The organism is Neoroseomonas eburnea (assembly GCF_018129005.1).
In the GTDB taxonomy this organism is placed as follows: domain Bacteria; phylum Pseudomonadota; class Alphaproteobacteria; order Acetobacterales; family Acetobacteraceae; genus Neoroseomonas; species Neoroseomonas eburnea.
In genome coordinates this window covers 1-17,631 of sequence record NZ_JAAEDL010000039.1, presented here as the reverse complement: position 1 = coordinate 17,631, position 17,631 = coordinate 1, and the positions used below count along the sequence as shown (strand labels likewise).

Here is a 17,631-nt window from a genome sequence, read left to right as displayed (position 1 = left end):
CCGCGATCAGTCGTCCGCGAGCGCCACGTGCCGCGGCGCCAGCAGCGCAAGTGCACCGCCAGGTGCTGGCGCCAGGGCGTGGATCCAGAAATAGCCACCCTCTCCCATCACCGGCGAGGGTGCGGAGAGGATCCGCAGCGGGCCGCTTCGTCCCATCCAATCGAAATGCCGGTGCCCGTGCAGCACCAGGATGCGCGGCGCGACACGGCGCAGCCGTTGCAGCACCCAATGGCCGTTGACCAGCGCGGTGCCGATGCGATCGGCGAGCGGCGCGCCGGGGCGGGGGTACTCGATCAGGTGATGGTGCAGCACGACCAGCCATCGCGCCGCGGGATGGCTGGCGATCGCCGCCTCCGCCGCGCGGAGCTGCGCCATGCCCACCATGCCGAGGGCATTGGTGAAGGAGAAATGCGTCTCCGCATTGGAATCGAGCAGCAGGACGCCGAGCCCGTCCGGCACCGGCGGAGGCACGACCAGCGGGAATGCCTCATCCCAGGTCTCGCGGGCGGCGAGGCCGGCGCGCATGCCGCCATGGTCCATGAAGCGCGCCAGTGCCGCCCCGCGCCCGCCTTCCGCCAGCCAGGCGTTCAGGGTCATGCCGATGCGCCGGGCACGCCGGTCCACCACATGCACGCGATCGCCCTGCAGTCGCGCCATCGCCGCCAACATGCGCAGCCGGCGCAGCGCGCCGCCGGGCGCGACCGGCAGTTCGAGCCGCGCCGGATTGGCACGGTCCACGATGTTGATGTCGTGGTTGCCGGGAATGATCAGCATGCGTTCGCGCAGCGACGGATGCGCGGCGACCGCATCCTCGAAGGCGATATACTCGGCGTTGCGCCCCGCATCCGTGATGTCGCCGGTGATCAGCACCCAGTCGATGCGCCGCGTCGCATCCTCCCGCTCCAGCGCCGTGAAGGCGCGCTCCAGGCGGTCATTGCCGCGCGGCCCGTCGCGGCCGCATTCCAGCCGGAAGCCGTGCGGATCGCCCACGACGTGGATGTCGGAGAGATGCGCGACGCGCCAGGCGGCCTCCCCGGACGGCGCCTCGCCGAGGTCCTGCGGCGTGCCGGCGACGGCCTCGGCGATGCTCCAGGCCGGCGCGCCGACCATCAGGTAGACCGCGACGGCCCAGATGCCGTTGCGCAGCGAATCCTTCGCCGCGTGGAGCAGCCCCGCCGGGCTGGTGTCCTCCACGATCACCGTCGGCAGCGGCCCGACCGCCCAGGCGATCCCGGCCGCGGCAAGCGCCAGCAGCAGCCCCGCCGCCAGCCCCGCGATGCGCCGCGCGCGGGCGAAGCCGCCGGTCGGTGCGATGCGTTCGGTCAGCAGCGCGACGGCTTCGCGCAGACCCATGTAGAGCGGCTGCACCAGCGCCGCGTTGAGCGACCAGAAGTTCCGCTCCACCGCCCGGAACAGCCTGCCGCCCCAGCGCCAGGCGACGAGGCCGGCGATGGCGGCGAAGGCCAGCACCGAGAGCACGCGGCCCGCGCCCGACACCTGGTTCCACACCGTTGCGCTGAACCACAGCGCGGCCTTGGGCGCCGCGCCGATCAGCGCCGCCGGCACCACCAGCAGGAGGAACGCGGCGAGCACCAGCTTGGGCAGGCTGATCTCCAGCAGGATGTGGGTGGCATGGCCGAGCAGTGAATGGCGCGTGGTGCTCGAGGCGTCATCCTCGAGGTCGCCGTCGCGCGGATCGGCGAAGGACATGTCAGCGGGTTCCGGAGAAGTTGCGGCATCCTATACGGGGCCCTCGGGGTCGCACCAACCGTGGCGGATTCCGCCGCCGGTCCCGATGCGCGTCGGGCCGCGGCCGTGCGCCGGCGCCGCGCCGCCGCACGATGGCCCCGCAATTGCTTCCAACGCCGTGGACGCAGTTCGTCTTGCGCTCGTCGCCGAGGCGTGGGCGCCGCGTGCTACAGGGGGCTGGGCAGTGATGGGGCAGGTCGCGTGAAGCAGCTTTCGAAGGATGCCGCCGGCACCCGGGTGCGATGGCCGTAAAGGCCTGGCCCACGCCGCTGCGCCTGGCGCTCGGCATCCTCCTCGGCGGGATGGGCGGCGCGGCCTTCGTGGCGTTGCACCTGCCGCTGCCTTGGCTGATCGGGTCGCTCGTCGCCGTCGCCGCGGCACGGCTCTCGGGGCTGGCCGTTGCGGCGGAGCCGAGGTTGCGCAATGCCTTCCTCGGTATCATCGGCATCGCGCTCGGGACCTATTTCACGCCGACAACGGCGGCACTGCTGATGGCCAAGGCGCCGCTGCTGGTGCTCGCGGCCTTCGTCACCCTGGCGATCGGCGCGGCGCTGGCACCGCTGCTCGCGCAGCGCGGCAGGGTGGACATGGCGACGGCGTGGTTCGCCTCCATCCCCGGCGGCGTGGCGGACATGGCGCTGCTGGCGGAAGCCTATGGCGGGCGGCCGGCGCCGGTGGCGCTGGCGCAGCTTCTGCGTGTCTGTTCCGTCGTCGTGCTGGTGCCGAACATCTTCGCCCTCGCGGGGCTGACGGGGAACGTGCCGCAGGCGTCCACCGTGCTGCCGTTCCTGCCGCTGGTCCTGGCGCTGCAGATCGCCGGCGGCTTCGCGGCAGGTGCGCTGCTGGTGCGGATCGGCGTACGTGCCGGGTGGATGCTCGGGCCCTTGGCCGTGACGGCGGCGCTGACCGCTTCCGGTTTCACATTGTCGGGCGTGCCGGCCTGGCTCTCGGCGCTGGCGCAGGTGGTGCTCGGCGTGAGCCTGGGTGCCGCCTTCGGGCGCGAGAGCATCCGCCCCCTGCGGCGCTTCCTGCCGCATGCCGTCGCGCAGGTGCTCATGCTGATGGCGGGTTGCGCCGTGGCGGGCGGGCTGCTCGCCTGGGCCTTCGGGGAGCCGATGGGCGCCATGCTGCTCGGCACCGCGCCAGGCGGCGTTGCCGAGATGAGCCTGACCGGCAAGGTGCTCGGCATGGACGTGGCGCTGATCGTCACGCTGCACGTGACGCGCATCTTCCTTGTCACCGTGCTGACGCCGCCTGCCTTCCGGCTGCTGCACCGGCGCGGCGGTCAGGACTGATGCCGGCCAGCCGTTCGGCTGACTCGGCATCAGAGTCCTGGTTTCGCGCGCAGCCGCCCCACCAGCCCCGCACGCCATACCGCCGAGCCTGGCCGATGAGGTCATCAGCGGTACAGGAACTCCTGAGCAGACCGGCCACGCCACGCTTGCACGCGTGGCCCGCCGCGCTATGCGTGGGAGCCATGCCGCATCGACACCAGTGCCGGTCGGGGGAGGAACGCCATGAATGACCTCGGCAGCGCCTTCGAGGCTGCGATCGGCCTGGTCTCGGGAGCGGACCCCGCACTGCTCGGCATCGTGCTGCTGTCGCTGCAGGTGAGCCTGTCGGCGCTGGCGGTCGCGGCGCTGGTCGGGTTGCCGCTCGGCGCATTGCTGGCGGTGGCGCGCTTTCCCGGGCGCGCCGCGGTGATCGTCGCGCTCAACGCGCTGATGGGCCTGCCACCTGTGCTCTGCGGCCTGCTGATCTATCTGCTGCTGTCGCGCGCGGGGCCGCTCGGGCCGCTCGGGTTGCTCTTCACGCCGACGGCGATGGTGATCGCCCAGGCGGTCCTGATCGCGCCCATCGTCGCGGCGCTGGCGCGCCAGGTGCTGGAAGGCATGTGGGAGGAGTACGGGGAACAGCTCCGCTCCTTCCGCGTCTCGGCCATTCGCGCGGTGCCGACGCTGCTGTGGGACGGGCGCTTCGCGCTGCTCACCGTGCTGCTCGCGGGCTTCGGCCGCGCCGCGGCGGAGGTCGGCGCGGTGATGATCGTCGGCGGCAACATCGAGGGCTATACGCGGGTGATGACCACCGCCATCGCGCTGGAGACATCCAAGGGCGACCTGCCGCTGGCGCTCGCGCTCGGCATGGTGCTGATGGCGATCGTCGCAGTGGTGAACGCGCTGGCGCAGGGGCTGCGGGACGTGGCGGGGCGCTGGGCGGGGTAGCAAGGTCGGGGGAGGGGAACCTCCCCCGATCCCCCCTCCCTTCTTTGGCTATTGAGGGTTCGCGGGTGGGGGCACGGCAGTCCCGATGGTGGGAACCGCTCTGTCCGGCCGCGGATGCGCCAACCCAGTCCGGACGCCGAGCGTCAATCCCGCCGTCGCAGCCCCGCGGATCCGGTCTTGGAGCCACCGCGTGTCTGCGCCGCCATCCGGACCGGTGCATTCGCCGCGCCGAAGCCCGTATAGCCACCGCTGCGCGATACGATCTCCAGGAAGAAGCGGTCGCAGAAGGCATGCGTGTACGCGTGGCGGAACGTGCCGCCGGCGGCGTCGCGATCATAGAGGAGGTGAAGCCGCGCGAGCTCGGCGAGCTCCTCCTCGGCGAGGCCGAAGCGTGCGCCGAGATCCTCGTAGTAGTTCTCCGGGATGTCGAGCAGCGGCGCGGCGAGCGCCGCCGCCGCCTCGACCGCCGTAGCGGCATCCGCCGCCGCGAAAGCGATGTGGTGCACACCGGCGCCGGCCACCGCCGACACGAATCTCCCCGTGCCCGTCCGGCCGCTTTCCGAGACATTGAGCGGCAGCCTGATGCTGCCTCCGCCGCCGACGAAGGCACGGGAACGCACCAGCCCATAGGGGTCGGGCAGGTCCCAGGGCATGTCCGGCTCCAGCCCGAACAGCGCGCGGAAGAACAGCACGAAGCTGTCCATCATGCCGGGCGTCACGGCCTGCGCCGCATGATCGACACCGAGCAGGGTCGCGCTGTCCTTCCCCGCCTGGAGATGGAAGTCGTCCTCCCAGATGGGGCGCGCCCGGACAGCGGCTTCCCCGACCAGGTAGATGAGCGTGCCGTCGGGCGCCCTCACGCCGGGGATGCGCCGCTCGCCGGCGCCGATGCGCTCGCGCCAGATGGAGTACTGCAGCGCCTCCGCCCGCGCGACGACGCGCTCGGGGTCGTCCACCCGGAACGCCATGGCGCAGACCGAGGGACCGTGCAGGACGAAGTGCTCGGCGGCCGCGCTGTCCGGCTCGCTGTTGAGCACCAGGTTGACCCCGCCGTTCCGCCACAGCTCGACATCCTTCGAGCGGTGCCGGCCGGCGCGGCGGAAACCGAGCGTCTCGACGAAGCGCCCGAGCGCCTCGCCCGCCGCATGATCGACGGCGAACTCCACGAACTCGATGCCGGAGATCAGCGGCAGCCCCGGCAGCGGTGCGCGGCCGACCTGCTCCTCCAGCCAGGTCAGGCTGCGCAGCCCGTCGCGAGCGATCCGGCGCGAGGGCGCGGCGCGGAACTCGTCGTTGAAGATCTCGAGCGAGAGCGGCCCCGTATAGCCGGCGGCGAGCAGATCCGCCAGGAACGGCGCAACCGGCAGCTCGCCCTGGCCAGGGAAGAGCCGATGGTGGCGGCTCCAGGTCAGCACATCCATCGACAGCTTCGGCGCATCGGCAAGCTGGAGGAAGAAGAGCTTCTCCGGCGGCACCGTCGCCGCGAGGCCGGCGAGGTCGTCGCCGGGCGCGAGCGTGTGGAAGCTGTCGAGGCAAAGGCCGAGCGCCGGATGGTCGGCGCGCTGCACGATCTCCCAGGCCTGCCGCCAACGGTTGACGTGCCGTCCCCAGGCCAGCGCCTCGTAGCAGATGCGCAGCCCACGGCGCGCGGCGCGTTCGGCCATCTCGCGGAAATCCGCCGCGGCGCGCTCCGGCTCCGGCAGGACGGCCGGATGCACGCTGGAACACACCAGCAGGAGGTCGGTTCCGAGCGCCTGCATGGTGTCGAACTTCCGCTCCGCGCGGTCGAGGTTGCGGGTGCGCTGTGGCTCCGGCATCGCCTCGAAGTCTCGAAATGGCTGGAAGATGGCGATCGCGAGGCCAAGATCCTCGCACATGCGCCGGACGTCACCGGGCGTGCCGTCGAAGGTGAGCAGGTCGTTCTCGAAGATCTCCACGCCGTCGAAGCCGGCGGCGGCGGCCGCTTCCAGCTTGTCGGGCAGGGTGCCGGACAAGCAGACCGTGGCGATGGCGGTCGGCAGGCGAGGCGGAACGTTCACGTCGGTCCCCGCGGCGTCTTCGGCCCCGAGGGTGGAGCCCGGAGCGACATTGACCTGTATGTACTGGTTCGTTCATTGATCAGGCAAGGGCAATGGGCGTCGGTGGAGTTCGGCATGAGGCGATGGGACCAGCGTCCATCGGTGCTGGAAGGGTTGATCGGGTACGGTATCCAGGCCTCCCTGACCCCAGCGCTGCATGAGCGTGAGGGGGCGGAACAGGGGCTGCGCCTGGTCTATCGCCGCATCGACCTGGAGGTGCTCGGCCTGGGGCCGGAGGCGCTGCCGGAGCTGCTGACCGCGGCGGAGCGGATGGGCTTCGCCGGGCTGAACATCACCTTCCCCTGCAAGCAGGCGGTGATCCCGTTGCTGCACGATCTGTCGGAGGAGGCGCGGGCGCTCGGCGCGGTCAACACGGTGGTCCTGCGCGACGGGCGGAGGATCGGCCACAACACCGATGGATCGGGCTTCGCCGAGGCCTTCCGCCGCGGTCTTCCCGGCGCGCCACGCGGGCATGTGCTGCTGCTCGGTGCCGGCGGGGCGGGCGCGGCGGTCGGGCATGCGCTTCTGGCTGAGGGCGTGGGCCGTCTCGCGATCGCGGATGCGGAAGCGTCGCGCGCCGAGGCGCTCGCCACCGGTCTGTCCTCCCGGTTCGGGGCCGGCCGCGCCGTGGCCTGCAGGGACCCGGCATCGGTCATGGCCGCGACGGACGGGCTGGTGAACTGCACACCGGTCGGCATGGCGAAGCACCCCGGTACGCCGCTGCCCGTCTCGCTCCTGCGGCACGGGATCTGGGTCGCGGACGCCGTCTACTTCCCGCTCGAGACCGAGTTGCTGCGCGCCGCGCGCGCGATCGGCTGCCGCACGCTCGATGGCGGCGGCATGGCGGTGTTCCAGGCCGTGGGTGCCTTCCGTCTCTTCACCGGCATCGCTCCGGACGCCGGGCGGATGCTGCGCCACTTCGCGGAGATGACGGGGCGCTGAGGCTCACGGCTGCACGTAGCGCAGCACCGCCTCCACGATCATGCGGCGATGCGCCGCGACGGTTTCCGGCGCTCCCATCTCGGCACCGAAGATCGCCCTCAGGGTGTGGCGGTTCGAGACGCGGTAGAAGCAGAACCCGCTGATCAGCATATGGAGGTCGAGCGCGTCGAGCCCCCTCCGGAATGCGCCCGCCGCCTCTCCGCGCGCGATCAGCGCCGCGAGCGCGCCGATGATCGCGGCGTTGCGGGCCGGGATGGTCGCGGAGGCGGTGACTATCCGCGCCTCGTGGATGTTCTCGACGCTTACCAGACGGACGAATTCCGGATGCGCCGCATGGTGGTCGAAGGTCACTTCGACCAGGCGGCGCAGGGCTTCGAGGGGCGGCAGCATGTCCAGCCGCAGCGCCTGCTCGGCGTCGCGCATGCGGCCGTAGAGGTGCTCGAGAACCGCGGCGTAGAGCTGCGCCTTGCCGCCGAAATAGTAGTAGATCATGCGCTTCGTGGTGCGCATCCGCGCGGCGATCTCGTCGACGCGCCCGCCCGAGAAGCCCTTCTCGCTGAATTCGGCGATCGCTGCCTCGAGCACTTCCCGGCGCGTCTGCTCGGGCATGCGGCGACGCGCCGGCAGGCTTGCCTGCTCGAACTCCGGGGTGCTGCGCATGGCCTCTCCGCTACGACTGAGGCACTCTGCCACAGACGCCGCGTCGTGTCAGAGCGTGCCGCCCGCCAGGGCGTGCTCGACGCCGCCGAGGATATGCGCGGAGAGGATTTCCCGCGCGGCCGCCGCATCCCGTCGGATCGCGGCGTCGCGCAGCGCCCGGTGCTCGCGTACCGCGATGTCCCCGCGGAATCCGAGCGCCAGGTTCTGGTAGCGCAGGTAGCGGTCGAAGACCGTGCCATGGGCCGCCATCAGGGCGCGCGAGCCACAGGCCGAGATCAGTGTCCGATGGAACTCGGAGTCGAAGCGCCGCCAGGGCTCGAGCGCCTTGCCGTCACCGGCATGCAGCCGGTCCTCCATCTGGGAGAGCTTGTGGTGGGCGGCGACGACCCGCGCTTCCCACTCCACGTCCCCGGCGCGGAGGGCGTGCTCCAGCGCATGGCCCTCCAGCAGCAGGCGGAGCTGCGCCAGCTCGCGCAGCTCCTTCGCGGAGAAGGGCGCGACCTCGAAGCCGCGCTGGCCCTCCGCGACGACGAGGCGCTCGGTGATCAGCCGGCTCAGGCTTTCCCGCAACGTGCCGACGCCGACGCCGTAGCTCTCGCGCAGTCCCTCGAGCCTCAACTTCTGGCCCGGGGTGAGGGCGCCGCGCAGGATGTCGGCGCGGATCAGGCGCCAGGCTCGCTCGCTCGCGACCTCGCCCGAGAAGCCGGCGTCGGTCACCGACTGATCCTCCGCGGCCGCGCAGCCAGCGCTTCGGCCGAAGGCGGCCGGCGGCGGAGCGATGCGAAGGGTGCCAGCGCCCCGCCCTGGATCACATGGTCCACGCAGCCCTGCACATGGTCCCGCAGCACGCCCTGCGCCCGGGCGGAGTCGCGCGCGAGGGCGCAGTCCAGCAGCTCGGCATGCTGAACCGCGGCGACGGCGCCGCGGAAGACCACCGCGACCATCTGGTAACGCAGGAAGCGATCAAAGGCCGTTGCATAGGTCTCGAGCAGCGTCGCCGAGCCGCTGGCAGCGATCAGGGCCTGGTGGAATTCCCGATCGTAGCGCTTCCACAGCGAGGCGTCGGCGGCCTCGCCCGCCATCAACCGCCGCTCCAGCACCGCCAGCTTGTGGTGCGCGGCGACGACCTGCCCCTCCCAGTCCAGGTCGCCGGCGGCGAAGGAGGCCTCAATCGCGTGGCATTCGAGCAGCAGGCGCAGTTCGGCGACTTCGTGGAAATCCTCGGCCGAGACCGGAGCCACGGCAAAGCCGCGCTGCCCTTCGGCCAGCACCAGGCCCTCCGAGGCCAGACGGTTCAGCGCCTCCCGCAGGGTGCCGATGGCAACGCCGTAGATCTCCCGCAGCCCCTCGAGGCCGAGCTTCCGCCCCGGGGCGAGCCGGCCGAGCACGACATCGGCGCGGATGCGGCGATAAGCGGCTTCGCCCGGCGTTTCACCCGCGGTTGGCGTCACCCTGGCACTCCTGCTGGCGAGACTCTGCCGGGGCAGTATCGGCGCAGCCTCCGCATAGCTGCAATAACCGGTATTAGACACAATCTCCTATATTTCGTGAAATCGCTATTGATCCGGCTTCCGCCCGCCCGTAGCGTTCCCTGCCGAAGCCGCGTTGCGGCCAAAGAGAACGTCCAGGGAAGGGAGAACGCCCATGCGATCGCCAATCGGGCGCCGGTCCGTCATGTCGGCTGCCGCCTTCGCGCTCGCCGCGCCGGTCGCGCCCGCGCGGGCGCAGGCGCGCCGGCGCATCCGCTTCACGGCGGTCTTCTCCGACCAGGACATCCGTGCCGAGGCGATGCGCGGCTTCCAGCGCGACCTCGCCGCCGAGTTCGACGTCGAGCTGCACCTGAACGCGACGCTGTTCCGCCAGGGCACGGAGCTCGTCGCCATCCAGCGCGGCAATGTCGAGATGGCGAACCTCGCGCCGCAGGACTTCTCCCGGCAGATCCCGGCCTGGTCGGTGATGGCCTCCGCCTACCTGTTTCGTGACGCGAGCCACATGCGCAAGGTCTTCGACGGGGAGATCGGCGCCGAATTCAACCGCATGGCCCGTGAGCAGCTCAACGTCCATGTCCTCGGCCCGCTCTATTTCGGCACGCGGCACGTGAACCTGCGCCCGCGGAAGCGTATCAGCACACCCGCCGACATGGCGGGGCTGAAGCTGCGCATGCCGCCCGGCGAAACCTGGCAGTTCCTCGGCGAGGCGCTCGGCGCCAACCCCACGCCGGTGGCCTTCGCCGAACTCTACACCGCGCTGCAGACCGGCACGGTGGACGGGCAGGACAATCCGCTGCCCACCAGCCGCACCATGCGCTTCCACGAGGTCACGACGCAGTTCGTGCTGACCAGCCACCTGGTCGCCTACGACCTGCTTTCCGTCTCCGCCCGGCTCTGGGACAGCCTGGGCCCGGCGCAGCGCAACGCCATCCAGGCCGCGGCGAACAAGGCGATCGACCAGAGCACCGAGCGCCATCTCGCGCAGGAGCAGGAGGTGGTCGCCTTCTTCCGGTCCCAGGGGCTCGAGGTCTATGAGCCCGACGTCGCCGCCTTCCGCGCGGAGGCGCAGCGCCGCTACCTCGCCTCCGCGCAATCGCAGAGTTGGCCGCCCGGCATCCTCGAACGCATCAACGCCGTCCGCTGAGCCGCATGAGGATGGCGGCCTGCCGCATGCTCTGCTGGTTCCGACGGAGGGCCGAGAACGTGCTGGCCGCGTTGCTGGCGGCGATGTTCGTCGCCTTCGTCATCCAGATCGCGATGCGCTACCTGGCCGGCGCGCCGGTGGGGTGGACGACCGAGGTGTCCACCCTCGCCTGGCTGTGGGGCATCCTGTGGGGCGCGGCGCTGGTGCTGCGGGAGGACGAGGAGATCCGCTTCGACATCCTCCACGGTGCCGTGGCGCCGGGGGTTCGGCGCATCTTCGATGCCGTCACGGGTACGGTCGTCGTCGTGGTCTTCGGCTGGTCGCTGCCGGCGGTCTACGACTACGTCGCCTTCATGAAGGTCGAGAAATCGGCCTATCTCGGCATCCGCTTCGACATCCTCTACTCCGTCTATCTGGTCTTCGCGGTGGCGACGATCATCCGCTACGCCTGGATCGTCTGGCGCTCCGTCACCGGGCGGCCGCGCGCCGCATGAGCCTCGACAGCCCGTTCCTGCTGACGATCATCGCCCTCGCCGGCCTGTCGCTCCTGGGCCTGCCGATCGGGCTGTCCATGATCACGGCCTCGGTCATCTACCTCGCGCTGTCCGGGCAGGACATGTCGATCGCCGCCGAGCAGGTGCTGAACGGGCTGAACGGCAGCTACATCCTGCTCGCGGTGCCGCTCTTCATCGTCTCGGCCGGGCTGATGAACGCCGGCACCATGACGGACCGGCTGCTGCGCTTCTGCAACCTGCTGGTCGGGCGCTTCCGCGGCGGGCTCGGGCACGTGAACGTGGTGCAGAGCGTGATCTTCGCGGGCATGTCCGGCTCGGCGATCGCGGATGCGGCGGGGAGCGGCAAGATCATCATCGACATGATGCGCCGGAACGATGCCTATCCGGCGAGCTACGCCGCGGCCATCACCGCCGCGACCGCCGTGATCGGGCCGATCATCCCTCCCTCCATCCCGATGGTGCTCTATGCGCTGATCTCCGACAGCTCGATCGGATACCTCTTTCTCGGCGGCGTCATCCCCGGGATGCTGATGGCGCTCGCGCAGATGGGCATCAACACCTGGATGGCGCATCGCCACGGCTATCCGGTGGCCGAGCGCGTTCCGCTCAGGGAGTTCCCGCGCCTGACGGTCGAGGCCCTGCCCGCGCTGCTGATGCCGGTGATCCTTCTCGGCGGCATTTACGGCGGCGTGATGACGCCGACGGAAGCCGCAGGCGCCGCCGCCGCCTACGCCTTCCTGGTCGCCGCGCTGCTCTACCGCAGCCTTCCGGCGCGGGAGGCATACTGGACCCTGCTGGACAGCGCCCGCTCCACCGCGGCGATCGGCATGCTCATCGCCGGCGCGCTCGCCTTCAACTACGTCGTGACCAGCGAGAACATCCCGAACGCGGTCCGCAGCCTGCTGGCGGGCTGGGAGCTGTCGCAATGGCAGTTCCTGCTTGCCGTCAACCTCATCCTGCTCGTGCTCGGCTGCCTGCTGGAAGGCAGCACGATCCTGCTGGTGGTCGTGCCGGTGCTGATCCCGACGGCGCAGGCACTCGGCGTCGACCTGGTGCATTTCGGCGTGGTGGTGGTGGTGAACATCATGATCGGCCTGATCACGCCGCCCTACGGCCTGCTGCTGTTCATCGTGGCGAAGCTGTCCGACACACGTCTTTCGGCGGTCGTGCGGGACACGGTGCCGTTCATCGTCGTCATGGTCGGCACCCTGGTACTGATCACCTACGTGCCGGACCTGGTGCTGTGGCTGCCGCGGCAGCTCGGCTACCAGGGCTGAGAGACCGTTTGGAAAGTCCGGCACCGGCCCGCACCCGCAGGGAAGGAAGGAGACCGACGTGCCCCGTACCATCCACGTCCTCAACGGACCGAACCTCAACCGGCTCGGCAGGCGGGAGCCGGAGATCTACGGCCGGACCACGCTCGCCGAGGTCGAGGCGATGTGCCGGGCCGAGGCCGGGGAGGACACGGTCGTCTTTCGCCAGACCAACTGGGAGGGTCAGCTCGTCGAGTGGATCCATGAGGCGATCGACAGCGGCGCCGCCGGCATCGTCATCAATCCCGCCGGCCTGACCTTCGGCTCGATCCCCGTCCTCGACGCCTTGAAGATGTTCGACGGACCGCTGATCGAGTTGCACATCTCGAACATCCACCGCCGGGAAGCGATCTACCAGCGTTCCCTGGTCTCGTCGGTAGCGACCGCGGTCATCGCCGGCCTCGGAGCACGAGGATACGCGACCGCCATGCGTTCGATCCGCGAGCTCATCGACACCGAGGCGGCGAAGCAGGCGTAGGCACCGCCCCCCCCCGATGCCAAAGAAGGTTGAGGGGGGCACGGGGGGAGAAGTTCCCTTCTCCCCCCGTTCCTTCACGCCCCCGGTTCAGCCTGTGCCGCATTCGGGAAGAAGAGCTGTTCCCCGTTGATCCTGTACGACGCGATCGCCGCCTGCCCGGCCGGCGACAGGATCCAGTCGATGAAGCGCTGCCCGTCGGCCGCCTTCACATGCGGGTGCCGCTGCGGGTTCACCAGCATCACGCCGTACTGGTTGAACAGCCGCGCGTCGCCTTCGACGAGGATGCGCAGCTCCTGGCGGTTGCGGAAGGACAGCCAGGTGCCGCGATCGGCCAGCACATAGGCGTTCTGCGCCGCCGCGGTGTTGAGCGCCGGGCCCATGCCCTGGCCGACCTCGCGGTACCATTGGCCGCGGCCGGCGGCGGGATCGACGCCGGCCTCCCGCCACAAGCGGAGTTCCGCCGCATGCGTGCCGCTGCGGTCGCCGCGGCTGACGAATGGCGCGCCGGCGGCGGCGATGCGGCGCAGCGCCTCGTTGATGTCGCGCAGGCCGGCGATGCGCGCCGGGTCCGCGGCAGGGCCGATGAGGATGAAGTCGTTGAACATCACGTGGCGGCGCTCGGTGGCGAAGCCTTCCCGAACGAAGCGTTCCTCGGCCGCGCGGTCGTGCACGAAGACCACATCGGCATCGCCGCGCCTGGCGACGTCGAGCGCCTGGCCCGTGCCGAGCGCGACGACACGCGCGGTGATCCCGGTCTCACGCGCGAAGATCGGCAGGATGTGGCCGAACAGGCCCGACTGCTCGGTGGAGGTGGTGGAGGCGACGGTGATCGTGCGCTCCTGCGCCGCCGCCGGCAGGGCGAGGGCGACAAGGGCGCCGATCGCGAGGATCGTTCTGCGGAACATGGATCTCTCCCGGTGGGTTCGGCGGCGCTACTGCGGCAGCAGCTCGCCGCGCAGGAAGGTGGCGGCGTCGGCTGTCGCGGGCTCGGCGAAGAAGACGCCCGCGGGCGTGTGCTCGCGGATGCGGCCGGCATGCAGGAACACCACGTCGCCGGCGAGGCGCCGCGCCTGGCCGAGGTCGTGCGTCGTCATCACGATCTTGGTGCCGCGCGCGGCGAGCGCGCCGACGATCTCCTCCACCGCGCGCGTCGCCGCGGGGTCGAGGCTGGCGCAAGGCTCGTCGAGGAACAGCACCTCCGGCTGCAGCGCGGCGGCGCGCGCCAGGGCGAGGCGCTGCTGCTCCCCGCCCGAAAGCCGTCGCGCCGGCCGCTCGGCCAGCGCCGACAGGCCGACCAGGTCGAGCGCATGCACCGCGCGGGCCTCCCGTTCCGCCGCCGGCAGCCCGGCGAGCCGCAGCGGGTAGAGCACATTGGCGCGCGCCGAACGGCGCAGCAGCACCGGCCGCTGGAAGACCATGGCCTGGCGGCGCGCGGCGGCCCCGCTGCGGCCGGCCCAGGCGACTTCGCCCTCGGTCGGCACCAGCAGCCCGTGCAGCAGGCGCAGCAGCACCGATTTCCCGGCGCCGTTCGGTCCGAGGATGATGGTCGGGGCCCCGGTTGCGATGGTGAGCGTCACGTCCGAGAGGATGCGCAGCCCGCCGACCGCGAAGCCGATGCCGCGGGCTTCCAGCGGGAGGATCGTGTCGGCCGCACGCATCAGCGCCGCGCCGCCGCGCGCGTTGCGCCGAAACCGCCCTCTGCCCTGCATTGCCGTGTCACACGCGTCTCCCCGAAGCCATCAAGGTGAGCACGGCAGATCGTGCCGTCAACGATGCTGATGCTTGACGTCAGCGCGGCATTTGCCGTCAATTGCCGGATGCTGCCGGATGTCCTGACCCTGAAGGAGGCCGCCGCCTGGCTGCGGCTGTCCGAGCGCGCGCTCTACGACCTCGCCCGCTCCCGCCAGGTGCCGGCGGCGCTGCTGGGCGGCAAATGGGTGTTTCCGCGCACCCTGCTGGAACGTTGGCTTGCCGCCCGCGCCGACGGGGCGGATGTGCCGCGCCGCCTGACGCCGCCGCCGGTGCTGGCGGGCAGCCATGACCCGCTGCTCGACTGGGCGGTGCGGCAGTCGGGCTGCGGCTTGGCGCTGCGCACGGGGGGCAGCCTGGAAGGGCTGGAGGTGCTGGCGGCCGGCCAGGCGGTGGCGGCGGCGGTGCACCTGCTCGACCCCGACAGCGGCGCCTGGAACGCGCCGGCGGCGCGGGAGGTACTCGGCGTCGGCGGGCATGTCGGCATCGTCTGGGCCTGGCGTGACCAGGGGCTGCTGGTGCCGCCGGGCAATCCGCTCGGGCTCGCGGCAGTGTCCGATCTCGTGCGGCCGGGGCTGCGCGTGATCGGCCGGCAGAACCGCGCCGGCAGCCACGTGTTGCTGGTTCACCTGTTGAACGAGGCCGGGCTGCGGCTGGACCAGGTCGCCTTCCTCACCGAGCCCGCACGCGCCGAGGACGAGGTCGCCGCCGCGGTGGCGGAAGGCCGTGCCGAGGCCGGCTTCGGCATCCGCGCCGAAGCACGCAGCCGCGGCCTCGATTTCGTGCCGCTGGTACGTGAACGCTTCGACCTCGTGCTGCCGCGCCGCGAATATTTCGAGCCGCCGCTGCAGGCGCTGTTCGCCTTCGCGCGCACGCCGGCCTTCGCCGCCCGCGCGGGGCGCATGAGCGGCTACGAGGTGGGCGACACGGGGGCGGTCGCGTTCAACGGGTAGCCTTGCCGCACCGCCGGGCCGCGCGCAGGCTGCGCGGAACGGAGGAGAGCGCCATGACCGACCTGACGATCCGCGAGGTGCGGACGACGCTGCTGCGCATGCCCTGGGCCGATGATCCCTGGCTCGCCGGCCATGCGCTCGGCGCGATGCGCGAGCTGGTGGTGGTCGAGGTGGTCACGGCGTCGGGACTGACGGGCATGGGCTACCTGCACCTGCTGAACCTGCCGCTGCAGCGCACGATCGGCGCCTGTATCGAGGAAGCCATCGTGCCGCGCGTCATCGGCCGCGATGCGACGGCGGTGGAGGCGATCTGGGGCGACCTTTGGCGCGCGACGCTGACCGGCGGGCGCGGCGGCGTGGCGATGATGGCGCAGTCGGCGATCGACATCGCGTTGTGGGACGTGGTGGGCAAGGCGGCCGGCCTGCCGCTGCACCGGCTCTGGGGGCATTTCCGCTCGGATATCCCGATCTACGGCAGCGGCTGCTTCCGCGGCAGTCGCGGGGAGGGGATGATCGCCAAGGCGAAGCACTATGTCGCCCAGGGCTACAGGGCGATCAAGATGCAGGTGGCGCATATCGGCGACCTGCGCACCGACCTCGATAATGTCCGCCGCATGCGGGAGGCGGTGGGCCCCGACATCGACATCATGATCGACGTGAACATGGGCTGGTCGGCCGATGTCGCGATCACGATGGGGCGGAAGTTCGAGGCGTTCGACATCTACTGGCTGGAGGAGCCGGTGCTCGCCGACGACCACGCCGGCTACCTGCGCTGCGCCGAGGCATTGGACATGCGCGTGGTCGGCGGGGAGACGCATTTCGGCCGCGCCGACCTCAAGCCCTTCTTCGAGAATCCACGCCTGCCGATCCTGCAGCCCGACCCGATGCGTGGAGGACTGACCGAGCTGCGCAAGATCGCCACCGTCGCCGAGACCTGGGGCATGACCATCGCGCCGCATCTGTTTCCCGAGCTGAACGTCCATCTGCTCGCCAGCATCCCGAACGGCATCTGGGCGGAGCAGATGGGGCTGCTCGACGACATCTTCGTCAGCCTGCCGAAGATCGCCAACGGCATGATCACGGCGCCCGAGACGCCGGGCCACGGCCTGGCCTTCAAGCCGGAGGTGCTGAAGGACTTCGCGCTGCGATAGTCGTCTGGACCTTCGCCGGCACCACGCCCGATCGTCGTGCCGAAGCTGGCGGAGTCCACGCTTGCGCCTGAATGCCGAACCACTGACCGCCGAAGCCTTCGCACCTTTCGGCGAGGTATTGTCCGCGCCAGAGGCGCCGGACCGGGTCTACATCGACGCCGCGCTGGCGAACCGGAGGCCGTATGCCAGGGCAAGCCTGTCCTTCACCTGCAAGGAGCCCTCGGCCATCCCGCTCGCTTCGACGACGATGGAGCGGCACCCGCACTCCTCGCAATCCTTCGTGCCGAATGCAGGTGGGGCGCTGGTTCGCCATCGTCGCGCCGCATGCGCCGGCTGGCCGCCAGGACATGGCGCGCGCCAGGGCCTTCCGGGCGCAGTCCGATCAGGGTGTCACCTATGGAGCCGATGTCTGGCACCACCCATGCGCAGTCATTGATCGACCGGCGCAATTCGCCATCTTCATGTGGAAGGACGGGACGGCCGCGGATGACGAGTTCGTCGAGGTCGCGCCCTTCGAGGTCCACCTCCTCTGAACCGATTCAGGCGGTGCGTCGCGGCGCCGCTTGTCTTGCGTGCGATGAAGATTACATTTCAGGCCGACTCCCGAAACCGAACACCAAGGAGGGTGGCGTGAGCACCCTGAGCGCCGGCTTGCCGGCAGCCAATCCCGCCATTGCCATGGCGATGGAGGAACACGCGGCGGCAGCGGCCTCGATGCTCCGCCTGCTCGCGAGCGAGCGCCGCCTGATGGTGCTGTGTACGCTCATCGCCGAAGGCGAGGCGCCGGTCGGCCGCCTGGCCGAGCGCGCCGGACTCTCGCAGCCCGCCATGTCGCAGCATTTGGCGAAGTTGCGCGAGGATGGGCTGGTGGCGACCCGTCGCGCAGGCACCACCATCCACTACCGGATCGCCGATCCGCGTGTGGCGCGTATCATGGCCACGCTGCACGAGATCTTCTGCCCGGCCGAGAACTGATCCGGGCCTCCCCCGAGGCGCCCGCTCGCGGGGCGAAGCCCAGGCCTTCCATGCACTCGCCCAAGCGGCGGTTCCGCGTCAGTTCACCGCCTCGGCATGGCGCGCCTTCACGGGCACCATGAGGTAGCGCACCCCGTTGCTCTCGGCTGGCGGGAATCGCCCGGCGCGGATGTTGACCTGGATGGAGGGGAGCAGCAGGAGCGGCGCGGCGA

18 protein-coding genes and 1 pseudogene are annotated in these 17,631 nt (G+C 70.8%); 12 read left to right on the top strand and 7 right to left on the bottom strand.

The window, feature by feature from the left end:
- Positions 1-6: 6 nt before the first annotated feature.
- Positions 7-1,710, bottom strand: a complete 1,704-nt coding sequence (locus tag GXW74_RS24835) for a metallophosphoesterase family protein (protein ID WP_211849285.1) — start codon at positions 1,708-1,710, stop codon at positions 7-9.
- A 281-nt stretch (positions 1,711-1,991) separates the two neighbouring features.
- Between GXW74_RS24835 and GXW74_RS24830 the strand changes: the two genes are divergently transcribed.
- Together GXW74_RS24830 and GXW74_RS24825 are read left to right on the top strand one after the other, a co-directional pair.
- A complete protein-coding gene (locus GXW74_RS24830) occupies positions 1,992-3,044 on the top strand; it encodes an AbrB family transcriptional regulator (protein WP_211849284.1) in 1,053 nt (350 codons plus the stop codon).
- Positions 3,045-3,266: 222 nt separating this feature from the next.
- Positions 3,267-3,971, top strand: a complete 705-nt coding sequence (locus tag GXW74_RS24825) for an ABC transporter permease (RefSeq protein WP_211849283.1) — start codon at positions 3,267-3,269, stop codon at positions 3,969-3,971.
- A gap of 143 nt (positions 3,972-4,114) precedes the next feature.
- On the opposite strand, the gene GXW74_RS24820 is transcribed toward GXW74_RS24825, so the two are convergent.
- Complete coding sequence (locus GXW74_RS24820) at positions 4,115-6,010, bottom strand: bifunctional sugar phosphate isomerase/epimerase/4-hydroxyphenylpyruvate dioxygenase family protein (RefSeq protein ID WP_211849282.1); 1,896 nt, start codon at positions 6,008-6,010, stop codon at positions 4,115-4,117.
- A 114-nt stretch (positions 6,011-6,124) separates the two neighbouring features.
- On the opposite strand from GXW74_RS24820, the gene GXW74_RS24815 reads away from it, so the two are divergent.
- Complete coding sequence (locus tag GXW74_RS24815) at positions 6,125-6,991, top strand: shikimate dehydrogenase (protein WP_211849281.1); 867 nt, start codon at positions 6,125-6,127, stop codon at positions 6,989-6,991.
- Positions 6,992-6,994: 3 nt separating this feature from the next.
- On the opposite strand, the gene GXW74_RS24810 is transcribed toward GXW74_RS24815, so the two are convergent.
- Genes GXW74_RS24810 through GXW74_RS24800 form a run of 3 tightly spaced genes read right to left on the bottom strand, consistent with a single transcriptional unit; the run spans position 6,995 to position 9,102 of the window.
- Positions 6,995-7,651, bottom strand: coding sequence for a TetR family transcriptional regulator (locus tag GXW74_RS24810; RefSeq protein ID WP_211849280.1), 657 nt, complete (start codon positions 7,649-7,651; stop codon positions 6,995-6,997).
- 48 nt (positions 7,652-7,699) lie between these two features.
- On the bottom strand, positions 7,700-8,368 hold the full coding sequence (locus tag GXW74_RS24805; RefSeq protein WP_211849279.1) for a GntR family transcriptional regulator: 669 nt from the start codon (positions 8,366-8,368) through the stop codon (positions 7,700-7,702).
- Complete coding sequence (locus GXW74_RS24800; protein ID WP_211849278.1) at positions 8,365-9,102, bottom strand: GntR family transcriptional regulator; 738 nt, start codon at positions 9,100-9,102, stop codon at positions 8,365-8,367. Before GXW74_RS24800 ends, GXW74_RS24805 begins: the two co-directional genes overlap by 4 nt.
- Positions 9,103-9,295: 193 nt before the next feature.
- On the opposite strand from GXW74_RS24800, the gene dctP reads away from it, so the two are divergent.
- Genes dctP through GXW74_RS24780 form a run of 4 tightly spaced genes read left to right on the top strand, consistent with a single transcriptional unit; the run spans position 9,296 to position 12,591 of the window.
- Positions 9,296-10,285, top strand: coding sequence for a TRAP transporter substrate-binding protein DctP (gene dctP / locus GXW74_RS24795; protein WP_211849277.1), 990 nt, complete (start codon positions 9,296-9,298; stop codon positions 10,283-10,285).
- Positions 10,286-10,311: 26 nt separating this feature from the next.
- On the top strand, positions 10,312-10,779 hold the full coding sequence (locus tag GXW74_RS24790) for a TRAP transporter small permease (RefSeq protein WP_211849276.1): 468 nt from the start codon (positions 10,312-10,314) through the stop codon (positions 10,777-10,779).
- Positions 10,776-12,077: a TRAP transporter large permease gene (locus GXW74_RS24785; RefSeq protein ID WP_211849275.1), complete on the top strand. Its 1,302-nt coding sequence runs from the start codon at positions 10,776-10,778 to the stop codon at positions 12,075-12,077. The genes GXW74_RS24790 and GXW74_RS24785 overlap by 4 nt, the downstream gene beginning before the upstream one ends.
- A gap of 58 nt (positions 12,078-12,135) precedes the next feature.
- Positions 12,136-12,591, top strand: a complete 456-nt coding sequence (locus GXW74_RS24780) for a type II 3-dehydroquinate dehydratase (RefSeq protein WP_211849274.1) — start codon at positions 12,136-12,138, stop codon at positions 12,589-12,591.
- 74 nt (positions 12,592-12,665) lie between these two features.
- On the opposite strand, the gene GXW74_RS24775 is transcribed toward GXW74_RS24780, so the two are convergent.
- Positions 12,666-13,496: a substrate-binding domain-containing protein gene (locus GXW74_RS24775; RefSeq protein ID WP_211849273.1), complete on the bottom strand. Its 831-nt coding sequence runs from the start codon at positions 13,494-13,496 to the stop codon at positions 12,666-12,668.
- Positions 13,497-13,523: 27 nt separating this feature from the next.
- Positions 13,524-14,249, bottom strand: a complete 726-nt coding sequence (locus tag GXW74_RS24770; protein WP_211849272.1) for an ATP-binding cassette domain-containing protein — start codon at positions 14,247-14,249, stop codon at positions 13,524-13,526.
- 120 nt (positions 14,250-14,369) lie between these two features.
- On the opposite strand from GXW74_RS24770, the gene GXW74_RS24765 reads away from it, so the two are divergent.
- The 5 genes and pseudogenes from GXW74_RS24765 to GXW74_RS24750 all read left to right on the top strand — a co-directional run bounded on the left by GXW74_RS24765 (position 14,370) and on the right by GXW74_RS24750 (position 17,419).
- A complete protein-coding gene (locus tag GXW74_RS24765) occupies positions 14,370-15,293 on the top strand; it encodes a helix-turn-helix transcriptional regulator (protein ID WP_211849271.1) in 924 nt (307 codons plus the stop codon).
- Between the two features lie 53 nt (positions 15,294-15,346).
- Positions 15,347-16,444, top strand: coding sequence for a mandelate racemase/muconate lactonizing enzyme family protein (locus GXW74_RS24760; RefSeq protein WP_211849270.1), 1,098 nt, complete (start codon positions 15,347-15,349; stop codon positions 16,442-16,444).
- 61 nt (positions 16,445-16,505) lie between these two features.
- Positions 16,506-16,718: pseudogene (locus GXW74_RS28790) on the top strand (ureidoglycolate lyase); the annotation flags it as partial.
- Positions 16,719-16,737: 19 nt separating this feature from the next.
- Positions 16,738-16,977 (top strand): ureidoglycolate lyase, encoded by a 240-nt coding sequence (locus tag GXW74_RS28225; RefSeq protein WP_338148327.1) that lies wholly within the window; start codon positions 16,738-16,740, stop codon positions 16,975-16,977.
- A 97-nt stretch (positions 16,978-17,074) separates the two neighbouring features.
- The gene (locus GXW74_RS24750; protein ID WP_338148326.1) at positions 17,075-17,419 is read left to right on the top strand and encodes an ArsR/SmtB family transcription factor; all 345 of its coding nucleotides are present in this window, start codon (positions 17,075-17,077) and stop codon (positions 17,417-17,419) included.
- Positions 17,420-17,631 lie beyond the last annotated feature (212 nt).